We start from the raw sequence: 16,897 nt of genomic DNA, 5'->3' as shown, positions 1-16,897 counted from the left end.
CTTCAGGAGTCTTTTAAAGCTTGTCTGCAGGCAGCCAGATCTTTCTTCGCCGGTTCATAATCGGGAGCTATTTCAAGGCATTGCTCAAAATAGGAGATCGCTTCCTCATACTCCTCCAGATGCTTGAGAATAAATCCGATATTATTATATGCCTCGTGAAATTCGGGATCGATTTCGATCGCTTTTTTATAGCAATTGCCCGCTGCTACCGTATTATTATGCCGCAAGTGATGATTCCCAAGATTGAAAAATCCAATCGGATCGTCGGGCTTTATTTTAGTAATATGCTCAAAAAGTTCGCGGGCTTTTTCTTCTTCTTCCGCCAGCTCATAAATATCAGCCAGGTTATTCAGGGCAGGGACATAGTCCGGTTTGATATCCAGCGCATTCATATAATAATTGATAGCCTTCTCGATTTCTTCCTGCTCAAAAAAGGTATTTGCTAAATTGAAATGCACCTTGAAATTATCTGAATCCAGGTTCAGCGACTTTTGGTAAGCGTCAACCGCTTTATCATATTCGCCCAACATATGATGACCGATACCCAGTTCATTGAGCAGGTCGGGATCTTTGGGTGATTCTTCGAGCTCTTTTTTAATTTCTGTGATCTGTTCTTCGATCTTTTTCATAGCCGCCCAAGATAACAAAAGCTCGTGAAATTGTCGTATCTGAATATGCTATGATTTTAGTCTGCCGATAAACTGGAAATATGACCACCAGCCTCCATACGCCTTCTTTATTTTGGTTGTATCAGGATGAAAATGTTGTCTTAACAGTGGGAGCAGCTGTCCGCTGAAATCCACATGATTGTAATTCATCCAGCGTCGGAACCATCCGAAAGGAGAGCTGTGAAAATCAACTACAGCTATCATACCGGCCGGGTGCAGATCTTTTTTTATTTGGATAAGGATCTCTTTCAGGTCGGCATCCATCATCGTCATGGAATAGGAGAGTAAAATCAAATCAAACGGTCCCTGGTTTGTCGAATCATAGCCGTAACGTGAATTTTGCAACTGGATACCGGCAGATTTACCAACTTTGTCTCTGGCTATGGTCAGCATCTCTTCCGATAAGTCGATTCCCAGTATACCGGCATCGGGGAATTGCCTCATTAAATGTAAGAGATTCTTGCCGGTACCACAGCCTATCTCCAAAATATTTGGCTGATCAGGGAGATCCGGAATCATCTTAATAATTTCATCCCGACCGAATAAAAAGCTCCAGCGGGTAATATCATAAATAGGAGCATGGAGGCGGTAGTAGCTCTCTAGTTCATGCCCGGAAGTCTGTACAGTTTTTGTTTGCATACTATCTCTGTCATTGAACAATTGCCAGATGAGTAGATCCGTAGGTACCAACGCGATCTTGGCGATGAGCTTTTTCCGTTTTTTCCGGCTGGAAACTAACATTCTGAAAAACAAAATCGGGAAGGAAATCGAGTGAATTGCCGGCGGAACGGAATAAGATTCTTGCACCAGAATCCGAACTATTCAAGATCAGCCTCCATTCCTTGGCGAGCTGCCCGGGGTGCGATTGTGCCATCCAATCTTGATGATCGAGCAGCACAAAATGTGAATATGTCCCCGGATTCTGTTCCAAAAATCTTACTAACGAAGAATCATAAGTTTCAATCTTATTTACTCGCTGTGCCAGATAATCGAAATTGTTTTCTTCTAGATAATTAGGACAGCAACTGCGGGTGTAAGATCCCGTTAAATAAACCCGCCAAAAATAATTGTCGTACAGGGGAAGTTCTGTAAAAACATGGTTCAGCGATTGGCGGATAAATGCCCGAAGTCCATTTTCGTATTCTTGCTCAATCATTTTTCGCTGTGTAGTGGGAACACCCAGCATCGTCATGATAGAACGCCGATCAATAAGCCACTTTAAAAAAGAGTTCCAGAGTTGTGGCTCCACCTCCTCAAAATAGTACGTTTGTTCTTCCAGACTTTCGGCATTCAAAAGATTTAAGACGCGGGGCTGCAACCCTTTATGTTTGATATATTTGTACACCATCAAAGCAACCTTTCCGGACGTCCCGCTGAAATAAAAACTTGGTTGATTGGATTGCGGCGCAAAGTTATCGATATGCTGATCCCAGAATTGACGGTTTTTTCTGGGAAGAAAATGTCGCAGGTGTTCTCGATAGATGAGTTCGGCGCCTTGCTTCTTTCCATCCCCAAAAAAATCCCAGAGCAGCTGGTAGTTGTTATATCTAAACAAGGCTTTTTTGAGCTCAAGCAGAGCGTTTTGGGCGGGATTAGCATCTACACAATGTATTTGCCGAACGTCATCAAGCAGATAATCAAGGGCATTACAGCCGGCACTGGTAAGCATCACAACACGACTTTGAGAATCAAGATCCAGCAAACGACGATCGATACGGGGATCTTCCCAACAGGTGTTGTAAACCAAATTGTTGGACACTATTGAGGAAAAGAGCTGCTTTTGAAAATGTTCTACGATATTGGCTAAATTCTTCATCAGAAGTGCAAACGTACGTTATGTATATGTATTGATTGTGAAATGTTGAAGATTTTTTAAGCTGTTATTCAGTGTATAATTTGTATCTTAAAGGGTAAATGTGAATAAGCTTCAAAAGGTTATGGCAGAAGAAAATAAGAAGTCAAGCGAACAGACTGAAAAGAAGATCGAGAAGAAGAAACGAGCAATACTTGAAGGATATGAAGAGCTTATCGATCGACTGGAAGATGTCCAGGGAGAGCTTCGAAATGAGCTGAATCGCGAATATCGTGAGGCTCGGGGATATGTTCGTAAGCATCCCGAAGAAGGCGTGCTAATATCTTTTGTGGGTGGCATTGCCTTGGGATATATATTAGGAAAATTAGGTCGAAAGTAATTTATCTGGTCATTAACGGAATTTTGAATTAAAATAATTTACCTATTGTGAGTACAGCAGCAATAAATTCTGATCACTTGGAAGAGTTATTTGAGCGTGTGGATGCGCTCAGGGGGTATCTTTGACTATGAGCAGCGAAAGGTAAATATCATTGAACTGCAGGAGCAAACACAGGATCCTAACTTTTGGGATGATCCCGATGAGGCCCGGCGGATTATGAAAAAAATTGACCAGGAGAAGAACCTGGTTAAAAGCTGGGATAAATTGGATGAGCTCAGAGACAGCATCCAGGTTTATCAACAGTTCTCCGAAGAGGGGGAAGATGTGGGTGATGAGCTCCAGCGAGAGATACAAAAACTTGAAAAAGGGGTAGAAGATCTGGAGCTGAAAAATATGCTGCGCGGCGATGATGATCACCGCGATGCAATTGTTAGCTTCAATCCCGGTGCCGGTGGAACTGAAAGTCAGGACTGGGCTGAAATGCTCTATCGCATGTACACCCAATGGGCTAAGAAACATGATTATAAAGTTTCTGTAATCGAACATCAGCAGGGAGATGTCGCTGGACTCAAAAGCGCCACAATACAAGTAGAGGGAGAATTTGCCTACGGATTTCTGAAAGCAGAAAGCGGTGTTCACAGACTGGTGCGGATTTCGCCTTTTGATAGTAACTCGCGTCGGCATACATCTTTTTGTTCGGTATTTGTATCTCCGGTCGTGGATGACAGTATTGAAGTGGATATTGACGAAAGCCAGGTAGAACTGCAGCGATTCCGTGCCAGTGGGGCCGGAGGTCAGCATGTAAACAAAACCGAAACGGCCGTAAGGCTTATCTGGGAAGGAGAGCTTTCCGATGGTAGTGAGCAGCGTGTTGTAGCCGAATGTCAGCAAGAACGTTCCCAGAAGCAGAATCGCGATAAGGCTATGACGCTGTTGAAATCAAAGATATATGAGCTGGAGAAGCAGATAAAAGAACGAAAAAAGGAAAAGCTCGAGGCATCGAAAAAAGATATCGAATGGGGATCACAGATACGTTCGTACGTATTTCATCCATATAATATGGTCAAAGATCACCGCACCGATTTTGAAACATCCAATACCGATGCTGTAATGGACGGCGAGCTGGATGAGTTTATCAATGAATACCTGCTGTCGATTTCAGCATCCGAAAAAACAGAATAATGGTTACCGTAGGCGTCACCGGAGGCATAGGGAGTGGAAAATCTACTGTTTGTAAGATCTGGGAAAAAATGGGAGCCTATGTTCTTAATGCTGATGATCTGGCCAAGCAGGTAATGGTGACTGATCCCGAAGTAAAGAGGCAGCTGAAAAATACTTTCGGAGACGAATCATATTTGGATAATGGAGCTCTGAATAAGGAACATTTGGCGCGGGAAGCATTTGAAAAGAATAGGGTTAAGGAACTAAATGCCATTGTTCATCCCAAATTGCCGATGGCTGCCAAAGAAAAAATGAAAGAAGCCGAGCGAGACGGATTCGACGTTTGGGTTTATGAAGCGGCACTATTACTCGAAAATATAGAGCCCGGCAATTTAGATTATATCGTACTTGTGCTTGCTGATGAAGAACATCGGCTTGAACGTGTTTACCAGCGCGATGACAGTACGATTGAAGAGATAAAACAAAGAATGAATAAGCAACGAGATTTTGAAAAAGCTGTTGATCGCGTCGATTATGTGATTCGAAATAATGGTACACTTGAGGAACTGGAAAAGAAAGCCGAACTTATATACCAGAATTTTAAAGTTTCACAGGAATAGATGATGATGCTAATCAGATCAGAAAAGAGGGACCAGCTATGGTAGAACGCAAAACGAACAGAGTAATAACACTGGAAGAGTATATAATCCAGGCACAAAATAAATTTCCGGGCGCAACGGGAGAGCTCTCGCAGTTACTGAGGGATATCGGATTAGCCGCCAAGATAATATCGAGAGAAGTTAACAAGGCGGGGATCACTAATATTCTCGGTGAAGACGGTTCAACCAATGTGCATGGAGAATCGGTTAAAAAACTGGATCTTTTTGCCGACAAGCAGCTTATTTCTGCCTTAAACAGATCTGAAATTACCTGCATGGTGATTTCAGAAGAGAATGACGGTTTTGTCGAGCTTGATAACGACGGCGGAAAGTATATTGTGTATTTGGACCCACTGGACGGTTCGTCCAATATCGATGTCAACGTATCGATTGGTAGTATCTTTTCTATTTATATGAGGAAGAACCCCGACTCTGTTCAGTTAAGTGAGGAAGATGCTCTGCAGCCTGGTGTAAAGCAGGTTGCTGCGGGTTATGTGCTTTACGGCTCCAGTACATTGATGGCTTATACGACAGGACTGGGAGTTTCAGTTTTTACGCTCGATCCCAGTATTGGTGAGTTTATTTTGTCGGATGATGATGTTAAAATTCCGGAACATGGTAAAATCTATAGCGTTAATGAAGGAAGTTATCACTCGTGGGATGAAGGACTTAAACAGTATGTGAAATATTGCCAGGTCGAAGATCCCGAAACTGATCGTCCATATAAGGCTCGCTATATCGGATCAATGGTTGCAGATGTACACCGCACCTTGATAACGGGAGGTATTTTTATTTATCCGAACAGCAGCCAGTATCCCAACGGTAAGCTGCGACTGATGTATGAATGTAATCCGCTAAGTTTTGTGATCGAGCAGGCTGGTGGTATGGCTATTGATGGTGAGGGACGGATTATGGAGATTGAACCCGAAACCATACATCAGCGTACGCCGATCTTTATCGGATCCAAGCAGAATGTGCTGAAGGTGAAAGAGCATTTAGATAAATATAGAGAGGAAAAGCCGCAAGTTGAGGCTTGAAGAATCAACTTTAGTGCTAAACCCTCGAGGTTTATCAGAAACCTTGAGGGTTTTTATTCTAGATGACTATGTATGCTGTTCCGATTATGTATTGTTGTTTCTAGTAAAATATCGAGATATAAAAATTGCCGTAGTGGATTATCGTTAGCGCGGGAATTAATTCCCGCGCTTGTGATAAAAGGATTTTATTTACACTATTGGTTGTGAGAGGTTATATCCTCGAACCTTTGACTAACATGCTACGTATTTAGCTGGAAGTATTTCTAAATCCATACCTGAAGATGAATCATCAGGCTAAGAAGCAGAAAACCGAAGCTCACTTGAAGTGAGCTTATTATAAAATTCTTCACCCACGGATTTATCCGTGGGTGAAGGGTGGGAGGCAACGGATGACGTATGGGCTTGTTATGCATCAGAGATACATATCGGGATATAAAAAAGTTGGGTAAGACCATGCTCGTTCCGAAGCTCCAGCTTCAGAACGGCCTTTAAAGAAGCTTTTCTTCCAATGATAAATTACATTCCCAAGTGGGAGCTTGGGAATGAGATAGAATAAATAAAAAGCAGTGTCATACAGCAAGAGTCTTATTATTCTATTGCGTGCTTATACCAGCGGATCTCTATTATCCATAGAACAGAGGCAAAGATCGTCAGGCATCAATTCTACCAACTCACCTTCATCCCTTCCTGAATATCATGGGAAACACAAAAGCCACCATTGGTCTCGATGACATATTTGGCTGGCTCTCCGGATTCAAAGTTTTTTTCCGAGAACGGTTTGGTACTGTGATGGATTCGTACGATTTCATAATCCTCGTTAACAAAAATAATATCGAGTGCCAGCGGAGTGTTTGCCATCCAGAAACTGCGCGGCTCACTTTCTTCAAAGATAAATAGCATACCCTTGTCATTAGGCAGGTCGCGCACATCCATCAAACCCTGGTTTCGTTCAGCCTCTTCATCGGCTATCGCTACCTCAACCGTTGACAGAGTGTCTCCATCGGTAGATAAAAATGATACCTCTCTTTCATATGTGAGCTGACGCCCCGATCTCTCTTGGCTATCAGCATTGTTCGAATTCGATTCTTCCTTGGCTTGGGAACAGGCGGTGACTAGCAAAGCCAGGATCACCAGATATAATAATGTTGAATGTAATCTCATCAGTCTATCTATTTATTTTTACGTTATGATACTTCATCAAAAGAGTAAATTCCAGCTTTAAGATGTGACGGCTTTGTTACGGATATTAACGGCACCACTGTTATTATCTACAGTCATTCTTGAGAATCATATTTCGGCCTCATTCGATCCACGGTAGAAACAATAGATTTTTGCACCAGCGTATTGAACTCCTTCTTTTTCAGGCCATTTATAGTATAGAAAAGCTGGAGCGAAATATATATAGTAAATATTTAAAGGGTATCAGTTGAAACTCGTTTATAGAAAGTTTTATCGTGATCGATAAGTTGTTTTTTAGACGGATTAACGGTATCTTTGATTGCTTTAAGTGAGCGCCGAGAGGTTCTCACTTTTTTTTGTACCTGTAATTTGAGGAATTGTGCAGAATAAAGTAACAAATAAGATTTCAGAGCTGGCAGAATCAGTTCTTTCGACCACTGATTTTTTTCTTATTGATGTTGAGATAAAGGGTGGCGACACACCCGAAGTTTGGATATCCGTAGACGGTGAAGACCGCGGCGTGAATATGGATGAGTGCGCCGAAATAAGCAATGAGCTTAGTTTTTTGATGGATGCGCATGACATCTTTTCCGGGGCATACCGGATTAATGTCTCATCACCGGGGTTAAGCCGTCCACTGATTGACCGCCGTCAGTATCCAAAAAATGTAGGAAGAAAAGCTAATTTCAAATATAAAGAAGCTGATGAATTACAGGAGGTCGAAGGGACACTACAGGAAGTGTCCGATGAAGAAATTGTAATTGAGCGGGAAGATAATTCTACTGTTACAGTGCCATTTGATGATCTGGTGGAAACCAAAATTATTCCTTCATTCAAGTAATTTTAAGTAGACAGGAGCAAGCTGATGTCAAACGATATTTCAAAACAAATTATTCAATCTTTTGCCGAGATTGCGAAAGACAAAGATATTGAAAAGGATCTGTTATTATCTATCCTCGAAGATGTCTTTCGCACTATGATCCGAAAAAAATATGGCTCTGATGAAGCTTTTGAAGTTATATTGAATGCGGATCGGGGAGAGGTCCAAATTCTTCACATCCGTGAAGTAGTGCCCGAGGAAGAGCTTACGGATGATGTACAGGAAATAACCCTTGAAGAGGCCCAGAAACAAGATCCGGATCTGGAACTGTATGATGAATTTGCACAGGAGTTGGATATTCGCGATTTCGGTCGACGAGCGGTGATGATGGCCCGCCAACAGCTTGCGCAGCGTATTCGCGAGATAGAGAAGGATAATGTTTTTGAAGAATACTCTGATCGCGTCGGGGAAATTGTTCTTGGTGATGTTTACCAGATTCGCAATCACGAAATGCTGGTTAACCACAACGGCGTGGAGCTTACACTGCCCAAAGATGAACAGATTTACAAAGACCGGTATCATAAAGGAGATACCATCCGGGCGGTTGTAAAAGAAGTAAAGCGTTATCACGGCAATCCGTCAGTGATTATTTCGCGAACATCACCGCTGTTTTTGGAGCGCTTGTTTGAGAACGAGATTCCGGAGGTTTTTGATGGAATTATTGATCTCGTTCGGATTGCCCGTGAACCGGGAGATCGCTCAAAAGTAGCGGTAGTATCGCACGATGAGCGGGTCGATCCTGTTGGGGCATGTGTGGGAATGAAAGGAATTCGGATCCATGCGATTGTGCGTGAGCTGCAGAACGAAAATATCGATGTCATCAATTATACTGATGATAAGCATGAATTTATCAAACGTGCACTGCAGCCGGCAAAAGTATTAAGTGTTGAGCTGAGCGAAGATGGATCGCACGCAAAAGTACTGGTTCCGGCTGATGAAGTTTCAAAAGCTATAGGAAAAGGCGGGGTCAACATCCGGCTTGCTTCAAAATTGACGGATACAGAAATTGATGTGTATCGCGAAGTTGAAGAAGAGGATGATATTGACCTGCAGGAGTTTGAGATCGATTTCGGGCCTGAGGTCATTGAAATACTGCATGATATCGGCTGTGACACGGCGCGACAGGTGCTGGAACTGGATGAAGAAGAAATTGTCCGGAGAACAGACGGTAAAATAACAGAAGATGAAGCAGAGCGTATTATTGATATTATTGCTTACGAGTTTGAGGATGAAGAAATACAATAAGTTTTGAACTTACATTTCCTTGAACCGTGATTTACCTTATACTATATGTTTAGGGATAAATAATCTGCATAACATAATTAAGAAGTACTTTTTCAGAAACAGATATATATGTCGCCAAACAAGACTAAAAGATTATTCAAAGTTGCATCCGAATTTAACGTATCTACTTCTTCGATTGTAGATTCGCTGTCGGACGAAGGCTTTGATATTGCCAATAAACCGAATTCCAAAGTTACGCCTGAAATGTATGAGGCGCTGGAAGAGGTATACGGAGTTGACAAAGCCAAGAGCCGGGAACACGAAAAGGCGAAAGAAGAATATGAAAACCGGCGAAATCAAATTCGTTCAAACCGTAACGAAAGTGTTTCTGTTGAGGATTATCTGGAGCCGCTTGAAGATGATATGCCGCTTGAGCCTCAGGATGAAGAGGAAGTGGAAGGATTGAAGCCAAAGGATGACGGCGAAGAGAAAAAAGCAAAGGATGAGGAAGAGCCTTCAGATGAAGAAGAGGTAGAAGCGAAGGAGACGGAAAAGGAAGCTGAACCTGAACTTGAACCTCAGGAAGATGAAGAAGATACGGAAGAGGTTGAGGCACCTGCCGAAGAAGATCAGGTTGAAGAGCAAGAAACACCTGATGAAGAACCGAAAGAAATAGAAGCCGAAGTTAAAAAAGAAATAGAAGCCGAAGTTAAAGAAGAAGAAACAGCTGATCAGGAAGAAGACACAGAAGAAGAGCCTGAACCTGAAAAAGTAGAGGCGGCTGAAGAGTCAGAGGACAAGGTCGAAGAGGATGAAGAGGATGAAGAAATAGAGGAAGAGGAACCTCAGGAACAGCCTCAAGAGGCCGAAGAAGAGGCTGACGAAGAGAAAGAAGCAGCAACAGAGGATGAGGAAAAAGAGGAAGATGAAGAAGATGACGCCGACGAAGAAGAAACAGAACAGGGTGTTATCCGTGGACATGCAGGTCGTTTGAAAGGGACAAAGGTCGTTGGAAAAGTTAAAATAGATGAAAGCAAACCCAAGCCACGGAAGAAGCGGAAGCGCAAAAAAGATCGGCGCGAAAAAGAGGAGGATAAAAGTAATCAGACGAAATCCGAAAAGCGTGAGAAAAAGAAGAGTAAGAAAAAACGTAAGCGCCGCGGCAGCCGTGTAGATGAAGAGGATGTCGAACAGAAAATGAAGGAAACGCTGCAGAAAATGCAATCTTCTGAAACGGTAGGTAGCCGTCGTCAGAAGTATCGTAAGCAGCGTAGAGAAGAACGTGAGGAGGAAGAACAGAAGCAGGCTGAACTTGAGGAACAAGAGGAAGATATTATTGAAGTTACTGAATTCCTCACAGTCAGTGACCTTGCAGATCTTATGGGAGTAAAAGCGAATGATGTTATTACTACCTGTATGGATCTGGGAATGATGGTATCTATAAATCAGCGACTGGATGCAAGCACGATCGAGCTTGTCGCTGAAGAGTACGGATATGAGGTTGAATTTGTAGATGCCGATGAAGCTATTGAAGAGATTGAGCTGGAAGAAGACGATCCGGAAGATCTTGAACCGCGCGCTCCTATTATTACCGTTATGGGACATGTTGACCACGGAAAAACCTCGCTGCTTGACTACATCCGAAAATCCCAAGTGGCAGAAGGTGAGGCCGGCGGAATCACTCAGCACGTTGGTGCTTATGAGGTAGAGACGGAAGACGGGCGTCCGATTACCTTCCTGGATACACCGGGTCACGAAGCTTTTACGGCTATGCGATCGCGGGGAGCTCAGGCAACAGATATTGTTATTCTGGTTGTTGCGGCAGATGATGCCGTGATGCCTCAAACTATTGAGGCGATTAATCACGCCAAGGCAGCGGGAGTTTCGATTATTGTAGCAATCAATAAGATGGATAAGCCCGAAGCTAATCCCGATAAAATTAAGCAGCAGTTAGCTGAACATGACGTCATCGTCGAAGAATATGGCGGAACGAATCAGGCAGCTGAAGTTTCTGCAAAAACAGGAGAAGGAATCCCTGATCTGCTTGAAAAGGTATTGATTGAAGCTGAGCTTATGGAGCTCAAAGCTAATCCCAATCGTCACGCCGACGGTGTTGTACTTGAATCAAGAGTTGATAAAGGAAAAGGTATTGTTGCCAACGTACTGGTACAAAACGGTACACTAAGAGTTGGTGATGCTTATGTTGCCGGTCCATGCTTTGGACGTGTTCGTGCGATGGAAAATGAGCTCGGTAACAGAGTAGAAGCGGCCGGACCTTCAGAACCTGTGCAGCTTACCGGTTTTGATGATATCCCCAAGGCCGGTGATAAGCTTGTTGTTCTTGAGGATGAGAAAAAAGCCAAAGAGATTGCTAACCAGCGTCAACAGATCAAGCGCGAGCAAGAGCTGCGTAAGTCCAAGCATCTCAGTCTCGATGACCTGTCTCGTCGTATGGCCCTCGGTGAGGTTGATGATCTGAATATCATTATCAAAGCTGATGTCGATGGTTCGATTGAAGCGCTGTCAGGCTCTCTTCAGAAACTGAGCAACGAAGAAGTTTCTGTGAACATTATCCACACCGGTGCCGGTGCTATTACTGAGTCCGATGTACTGCTTGCTTCAGCATCTGATGCTATTATTATTGGATTCCAGGTTCGACCGACCACGAACGCCCGTAATGTAGCTGATGAGGAAGAGATCGACATTCGACTCTTCAGCGTTATCTATGATGCTGTTGATGAAGTGAAGAGCGCTATGGAAGGAATGCTTGATCCTGAAATCAGCGAACGACTCTACGGTAATGCAGAGGTCAGAGAAATATTCAAGGTCTCCAAAGTTGGAACTATTGCCGGATGTTATGTTACCGAAGGCAAAGTAAATCGAAATAATCCGGTTCGGGTAGTACGTGATGGCGTCGTGATTTATGACGGTGAGATCGATTCTCTCAAACGTTTTAAAGAAGATGTCAAAGAAGTGAAAAGCGGGTACGAATGCGGTATAAGCATTGTTAATTACAATGATATCAAAGTCGGAGACGTTATTGAGAACTACGAAGTCGTTGAGGAGAAGCGAAAGCTTGAAGACGTGAAAAGCAGCGACGAATCTTAGTTGAGCCTCTTGAACCTAAATAATTCCTCTCATGAGTATTCGCACAGAACGCCTGAGTTCCGTCATCAAGCGGGACCTCGGAAAAATAATTCAGCAAGGTTATCAGCGTAGTGGCTCTTTTATTACCATTACTAAAGTCGACGTAACTCCAGATCTGCTTATCGCCAAGGTGCTCATCAGCGTATATGCCCCCGGTAAAGATGAAGATGCAATTTTTGCTTATATCGAGGAGCAAAAATCCAGTATCAGAAAGGAGCTGGCAACGAAGATTCGCCACCAGGTTCGCCGGATTCCGGAGCTGCATTTTATAAATGACAAGACAGCTGAGCATGTCGAGAAGATGGAAAAACTATTTCAAAAAATCCGCAGAGAGCGCCAACAGCGGGAAAATAACTCAGATGAAGAGGAGTAAACTCGCTAATGGCAAAAGCGATCCCGCTGGAAAAGCTACCGGTATTTTCTCAATCAAATCTACCTGATCCTGCTTTTGATTATGCAGAAGGGGCCGCTTTCCTTATCGATAAACCCAAAGGATGGAGTAGTTTCAAAGTAGTAAAACTGCTTAGAAAATGTCTTGACCTCAGAAAAATCGGACATGCGGGTACACTTGATCCCATGGCTACCGGATTATTGATTTTATGTTGTGGTAAAGGGACAAGAACCGTTTCAGCGTTTCAGGAAGCTTCCAAAAAATATGTGGGAGAAATCATTTTTGGATCTTCGACTCCGAGTCATGATGCTGAGACAATACCGGAAAAGCGAGCCTCTTTTAGTCATCTGACGCGAAAGAAAGTACAACAGACACTGAAAGAAAAGTTTTCGGGACAGATTATTCAGATTCCGCCGATGTATTCCGCACTTAAACATAATGGCACTCCTCTATACAAGCTGGCACGAAAGGGAAAGAAGGTAAAGCGTAAACCACGGCAGGTGATTATTCATGAAACAGAGATTTTGGAATGCAATCTGCCGCGTTTAGAGTTATATATTCACTGTAGCAAAGGCACCTACATTCGTTCTATTGCCAGTGATTTGGCTGATGCATTGAACACAGCTGGTCATTTGATCGGATTAAAACGAACGGCAATTGGCGATTACACTATTGACGATGCTTTATCTGTTGAACAACTAAAAAAGATATTCTTGAAAAATGGCTGAATTTGTATTTCTGAAAGATGCTGAACGAGTACCCAATTCCGTGATTACTGTCGGTACTTTTGACGGAGTACATGCCGGGCACCGTGCTATTATTGACAAGGTCGTGGAAAAAGCTAAAAAAAGAGATGCACGGAGTGTGCTGGTTACCTTTGATCCGCATCCCAGGAATATCATTAATCCCGGGGATGCCGGCATTAAATTATTGACGACACTACAGGAACGATCAGAAATTTTGTATGAGCTGGGTATTGATACGATGATTGTAATCCCGTTTGATCGCGACTTTTCTTTACTCAGTTCCGAAGAATTTATTCGTGATATCATCCACAAAAAAATTGGTGTAAGTGAATTTGTTATTGGTTATGATCACCAGTTTGGGCGCAATAGGGAAGGGACTATCGAAACTATCGAGGAACTTGGTGAGGAATTAGGCTTCGATTCTTATGTGGTCTCTAAAAGGGAAGTGGGAGAAAAAACAGTTAGCAGTACCGCTATCCGTAATGCCATCAGCGAAGATGGAGATGTTGAGGAAGCTGCCCGGCTGTTACAGCGCCCATACCGTTTAAATGGTACCGTTGTACATGGCGACAAGCGAGGTAAAGAGATCGGTTTTCCCACGGCCAATATTAAGCCTGAGCATGTAAATAAAATTATCCCCAAGGATGGGGTTTATGCTGTTAACATCCGGATCGATGAAAAGTGGTACGGTGGTATGATGAATATCGGAACCCGCCCCACGTTTGAAGGCTCTGTTCAGACATTGGAGGTACATATTTTTGATTTTGACGAGGATATCTACGGCAAAGAGATCCAGGTTCGCTTTATTAACCGGATTCGGGATGAAAAAAAATTCGATGGTAAAGAAGATCTTATTGATCAGTTGAAGGAGGATAAGAAGCGGACCCTTAAATTGTTGGACAAGCAATAAATATTGCAACCTACAGCTCAAAGGCTTATCTTTGTTGGCTAGAAAAAGAACTCTATATTTATAGTTTTAGAAAGCAAAAAGAACTAAATTTTCACATGGCGATAACAAAAGAAAGAAAAGAAGAACTTGTTGAAAAGTACGGTGGGTCGAAGGATAACACAGGATCTACTGAGGCTCAGATTGCTATTTTTACTGAGCGTATTAATGATTTGACTGAACATCTCAAGGATAATTCGCAGGATCATGCCTCAAGACGAGGATTGTTGAAACTGGTAGGGAAACGCCGCGATTTATTGAATTATCTGAAGAAGAAGGATATTGAGAAATATCGTGAACTTATTGATGATCTAGGAATTCGTAAGTAAGCGATGCTATGAAGCACGTTTTAATAACGTGCTTTTTTTATTGGCATCACCTGCGTATAGCTGCAGGGAACCCACCTGATTTTTAGATTCAATAGTTGGTAGTGTCCTTTTCGAATATGTTATCAATAGCAAAAATTTGAACAGAAATAGAATACGATGAAAGAAGATTTTAGAAGTGTAGAATTTGCACCGGGCAAAACGTTGTCAGTCGAAACCGGCCGTATAGCTAAGCAGGCCGACGGTGCAGTAGTTGTTCGAATGGGTGATACAATGGTCTTATGTACAGCTGTAAGCTCAAAAGAGCCTACAGATAAGCCATTTTTCCCATTAACGGTTGATTTGCGCGAGAGCTTTTCGGCCGGTGGTAAATTTCCGGGTGGATTTATAAAACGGGAAGGACGTCCTAACGATAAAGAGGTACTTTCAAGCCGGCTTATTGATAGGAGTCTGCGTCCGCTTTTCCCGGACGGATACAACTTTGATACGCAGATTATTTGCTCTGTTGTTTCTTCCGACGGAGAACATAACGGAGATGTTCTCGGAGGCGTTGGTGCTTCCGCCGCTCTTCATATATCTGACGTCCCTTTTGCCGGGCCGATTGCCGAGGTTCGGGTTGGACGTATTGATGGTGAGTTTGTCATCAATCCCAAGATGAGCGAGATGAAAAAAAGTGATATCGATATGATTATCGGCGGGACGGCCGAGAGCGTTATCATGATGGAAGGAGAGATGGAGGAGATTTCTGAGCAGGAGATGCTCGATGCCATTAAAGTTGCTCATGACGCGATAAAAAAGTTATGTGCTTTCCAGGAAGAATTACGCGATGAGTTTGGCAAGGAGAAGCGTGAATTTGAGCCCGAACCTGTAGATGAAGATCTGAAGAAAAAGGTATACGAGCTGGCGGAAGGACGAATTCGCGAGCATGTTAATACCGGACTTGGCAAGGAAGATTACAGCGAAGGTCTTCAGGAAATTAAGGACAGTGTTGTTGAAGAGCTGACGGAGACGGAAGAATACGAAGAGGAAGAAGGCACTATTAAAGATATTCTCAGTAAGATTGAGAAAGAAGAACTCCGTACGATGATCCTGGAGAAAAAACGTCGCATTGACGGTCGCTCTCCGGACGATATCCGCGATATCTGGACGCAGGTTGGATATCTTGCACGTACACACGGATCAGCAATTTTTACACGGGGCGAAACACAAGCACTTGTTTCTGTAACACTCGGTACACAGAAAGACGCCCAGGCAGTTGATACGCTCCTGAAAGAAGAGGACAAGAAATTTTTCCTCCACTACAATTTCCCCAACTACTCTGTTGGTGAAGCCGGATTTATGCGCGGTCCCGGACGACGTGAAATTGGTCACGGACATCTGGCCGAGCGGGCAATCAGCCAGCTGATGCCAACTTTTGATGAGTTTGGATATGTGATTCGCGTGATTTCGGATATTACCGAATCCAACGGATCATCTTCGATGGCGTCAGTTTGTGGTGGTTCAATGGCACTTATGGATGCCGGAGTGCCGCTCAAGAAGCCTGTTGCAGGAATTGCAATGGGAATGATCGTTGGTGATGATCAGGAAGTGGTGCTTTCTGATATCCGCGGTGAAGAAGATTTTATGGGCGACATGGACTTTAAGACCGCAGGAAGCCGAGACGGAATTACTGCTTGCCAGATGGATATGAAAGTAAGCGGCATCTCGTTTGAGAAGCTTGAAGAAGCCCTTGAGCAAGCGCGTCAGGGTCGTATGCATATCCTGGATAAAATGGCTGAAACCATCTCAGAACCCCGCGATCAAATTTCACCATATGCTCCGCAATTCCTGAACATGGAAATCGATGTGGATGATATCGGATCTGTTATTGGTCCGGGCGGTAAAGTGATTCAGACGCTCCAGAAAGAAACCGATACCGAAATATGGGTTGAGGAAGATGAAGAGCGCGAAGTTGGAAAGATTACTATTACTGCCGACGAGCTTTCAAAAGCTGAAGAGGCTAAGAAGCGCATCCAGGGCATTATTGGTCATCTTGAAGAAGGAGCTACATACCACGGAACCGTAAAAGCGATCAAAGATTACGGCGCTTTTGTTGAGATTGTTCCCGGTAAAGATGGACTCCTTCACGTATCAGAAATTAATCATTCACACGTTGATGATGTGCGTGATGTACTTTCTGTTGGAGATGAGCTGGATGTGAAACTGCTTAAGGTAGAACACGGAGGTAAGCTTCGCCTCTCTCGCAAGGCACTTCTGCCCAAAGATGGAGACGAAGGATAAGCTTATTATAACTTCATAAAGAAGCTTTATATTAACGCCATCTCGCTAATCCGGGGTGGCG

At 43.3% G+C, this 16,897-nt stretch carries 16 protein-coding genes; 12 read left to right on the top strand and 4 right to left on the bottom strand.

Going from position 1 to position 16,897, the window contains the following annotated elements; translation table 11 throughout:
* Positions 1-2: 2 nt before the first annotated feature.
* Genes ACT3ID_RS07310 through ACT3ID_RS07300 form a run of 3 tightly spaced genes read right to left on the bottom strand, consistent with a single transcriptional unit; the run spans position 3 to position 2,484 of the window.
* Entirely contained in the window at positions 3-629 is a 627-nt protein-coding gene (locus ACT3ID_RS07310) for a tetratricopeptide repeat protein (protein ID WP_491541347.1), read from the bottom strand.
* A 48-nt stretch (positions 630-677) separates the two neighbouring features.
* Positions 678-1,307 (bottom strand): class I SAM-dependent methyltransferase, encoded by a 630-nt coding sequence (locus tag ACT3ID_RS07305; protein WP_491541346.1) that lies wholly within the window; start codon positions 1,305-1,307, stop codon positions 678-680.
* A gap of 10 nt (positions 1,308-1,317) precedes the next feature.
* Positions 1,318-2,484, bottom strand: a complete 1,167-nt coding sequence (locus ACT3ID_RS07300) for a BtaA family protein (protein ID WP_491541345.1) — start codon at positions 2,482-2,484, stop codon at positions 1,318-1,320.
* A 121-nt stretch (positions 2,485-2,605) separates the two neighbouring features.
* Between ACT3ID_RS07300 and ACT3ID_RS07295 the strand changes: the two genes are divergently transcribed.
* The 4 genes from ACT3ID_RS07295 (at position 2,606) to fbp (ending at position 5,717) form a co-directional block, all read left to right on the top strand.
* Complete coding sequence (locus tag ACT3ID_RS07295) at positions 2,606-2,860, top strand: DUF883 family protein (protein ID WP_491541344.1); 255 nt, start codon at positions 2,606-2,608, stop codon at positions 2,858-2,860.
* Between the two features lie 62 nt (positions 2,861-2,922).
* Positions 2,923-4,042 (top strand): peptide chain release factor 2 gene (gene prfB / locus ACT3ID_RS07290; RefSeq protein ID WP_491541478.1). Its coding sequence is split into 2 segments (ribosomal slippage): positions 2,923-2,982 and positions 2,984-4,042, totalling 1,119 coding nucleotides; the frame shifts between segments, so codons are not numbered across the junction.
* Positions 4,042-4,641: a dephospho-CoA kinase gene (gene coaE, locus ACT3ID_RS07285; protein WP_491541343.1), complete on the top strand. Its 600-nt coding sequence runs from the start codon at positions 4,042-4,044 to the stop codon at positions 4,639-4,641. Before prfB ends, coaE begins: the two co-directional genes overlap by 1 nt.
* Before the next feature lie 38 nt (positions 4,642-4,679).
* The gene (gene fbp / locus ACT3ID_RS07280) at positions 4,680-5,717 is read left to right on the top strand and encodes a class 1 fructose-bisphosphatase (protein WP_491541342.1); all 1,038 of its coding nucleotides are present in this window, start codon (positions 4,680-4,682) and stop codon (positions 5,715-5,717) included.
* A gap of 663 nt (positions 5,718-6,380) precedes the next feature.
* Here fbp and ACT3ID_RS07275 read toward each other — a convergent pair.
* The gene (locus ACT3ID_RS07275; RefSeq protein ID WP_491541341.1) at positions 6,381-6,878 is read right to left on the bottom strand and encodes a DUF192 domain-containing protein; all 498 of its coding nucleotides are present in this window, start codon (positions 6,876-6,878) and stop codon (positions 6,381-6,383) included.
* Between the two features lie 397 nt (positions 6,879-7,275).
* On the opposite strand from ACT3ID_RS07275, the gene rimP reads away from it, so the two are divergent.
* From rimP to pnp, 8 genes are all read left to right on the top strand, one after another.
* Positions 7,276-7,737, top strand: coding sequence for a ribosome maturation factor RimP (rimP, locus tag ACT3ID_RS07270; protein WP_491541340.1), 462 nt, complete (start codon positions 7,276-7,278; stop codon positions 7,735-7,737).
* 24 nt (positions 7,738-7,761) lie between these two features.
* The gene (gene nusA, locus ACT3ID_RS07265; RefSeq protein ID WP_491541339.1) at positions 7,762-9,021 is read left to right on the top strand and encodes a transcription termination factor NusA; all 1,260 of its coding nucleotides are present in this window, start codon (positions 7,762-7,764) and stop codon (positions 9,019-9,021) included.
* A 108-nt stretch (positions 9,022-9,129) separates the two neighbouring features.
* Positions 9,130-12,108: a translation initiation factor IF-2 gene (gene infB, locus ACT3ID_RS07260; RefSeq protein WP_491541338.1), complete on the top strand. Its 2,979-nt coding sequence runs from the start codon at positions 9,130-9,132 to the stop codon at positions 12,106-12,108.
* A gap of 31 nt (positions 12,109-12,139) precedes the next feature.
* Positions 12,140-12,520 (top strand): 30S ribosome-binding factor RbfA, encoded by a 381-nt coding sequence (gene rbfA / locus ACT3ID_RS07255; RefSeq protein WP_491541337.1) that lies wholly within the window; start codon positions 12,140-12,142, stop codon positions 12,518-12,520.
* Positions 12,521-12,528: 8 nt separating this feature from the next.
* On the top strand, positions 12,529-13,266 hold the full coding sequence (gene truB, locus ACT3ID_RS07250; protein WP_491541336.1) for a tRNA pseudouridine(55) synthase TruB: 738 nt from the start codon (positions 12,529-12,531) through the stop codon (positions 13,264-13,266).
* Positions 13,259-14,194 carry a bifunctional riboflavin kinase/FAD synthetase gene (locus ACT3ID_RS07245; RefSeq protein WP_491541335.1) on the top strand — a complete coding sequence of 312 codons (936 nt, stop codon included), beginning with the start codon at positions 13,259-13,261 and terminating at the stop codon, positions 14,192-14,194. The genes truB and ACT3ID_RS07245 overlap by 8 nt, the downstream gene beginning before the upstream one ends.
* A gap of 95 nt (positions 14,195-14,289) precedes the next feature.
* The gene (gene rpsO / locus ACT3ID_RS07240; protein WP_491541334.1) at positions 14,290-14,559 is read left to right on the top strand and encodes a 30S ribosomal protein S15; all 270 of its coding nucleotides are present in this window, start codon (positions 14,290-14,292) and stop codon (positions 14,557-14,559) included.
* A 156-nt stretch (positions 14,560-14,715) separates the two neighbouring features.
* Positions 14,716-16,836 carry a polyribonucleotide nucleotidyltransferase gene (gene pnp, locus ACT3ID_RS07235; protein ID WP_491541333.1) on the top strand — a complete coding sequence of 707 codons (2,121 nt, stop codon included), beginning with the start codon at positions 14,716-14,718 and terminating at the stop codon, positions 16,834-16,836.
* The last annotated feature ends 61 nt before the right edge of the window (positions 16,837-16,897 follow it).

This window comes from Fodinibius sp. GM108 (assembly GCF_058386985.1).
Note: the sequence above shows the minus strand (reverse complement) of the source record. Positions and strands in the feature narration are given on the sequence as shown.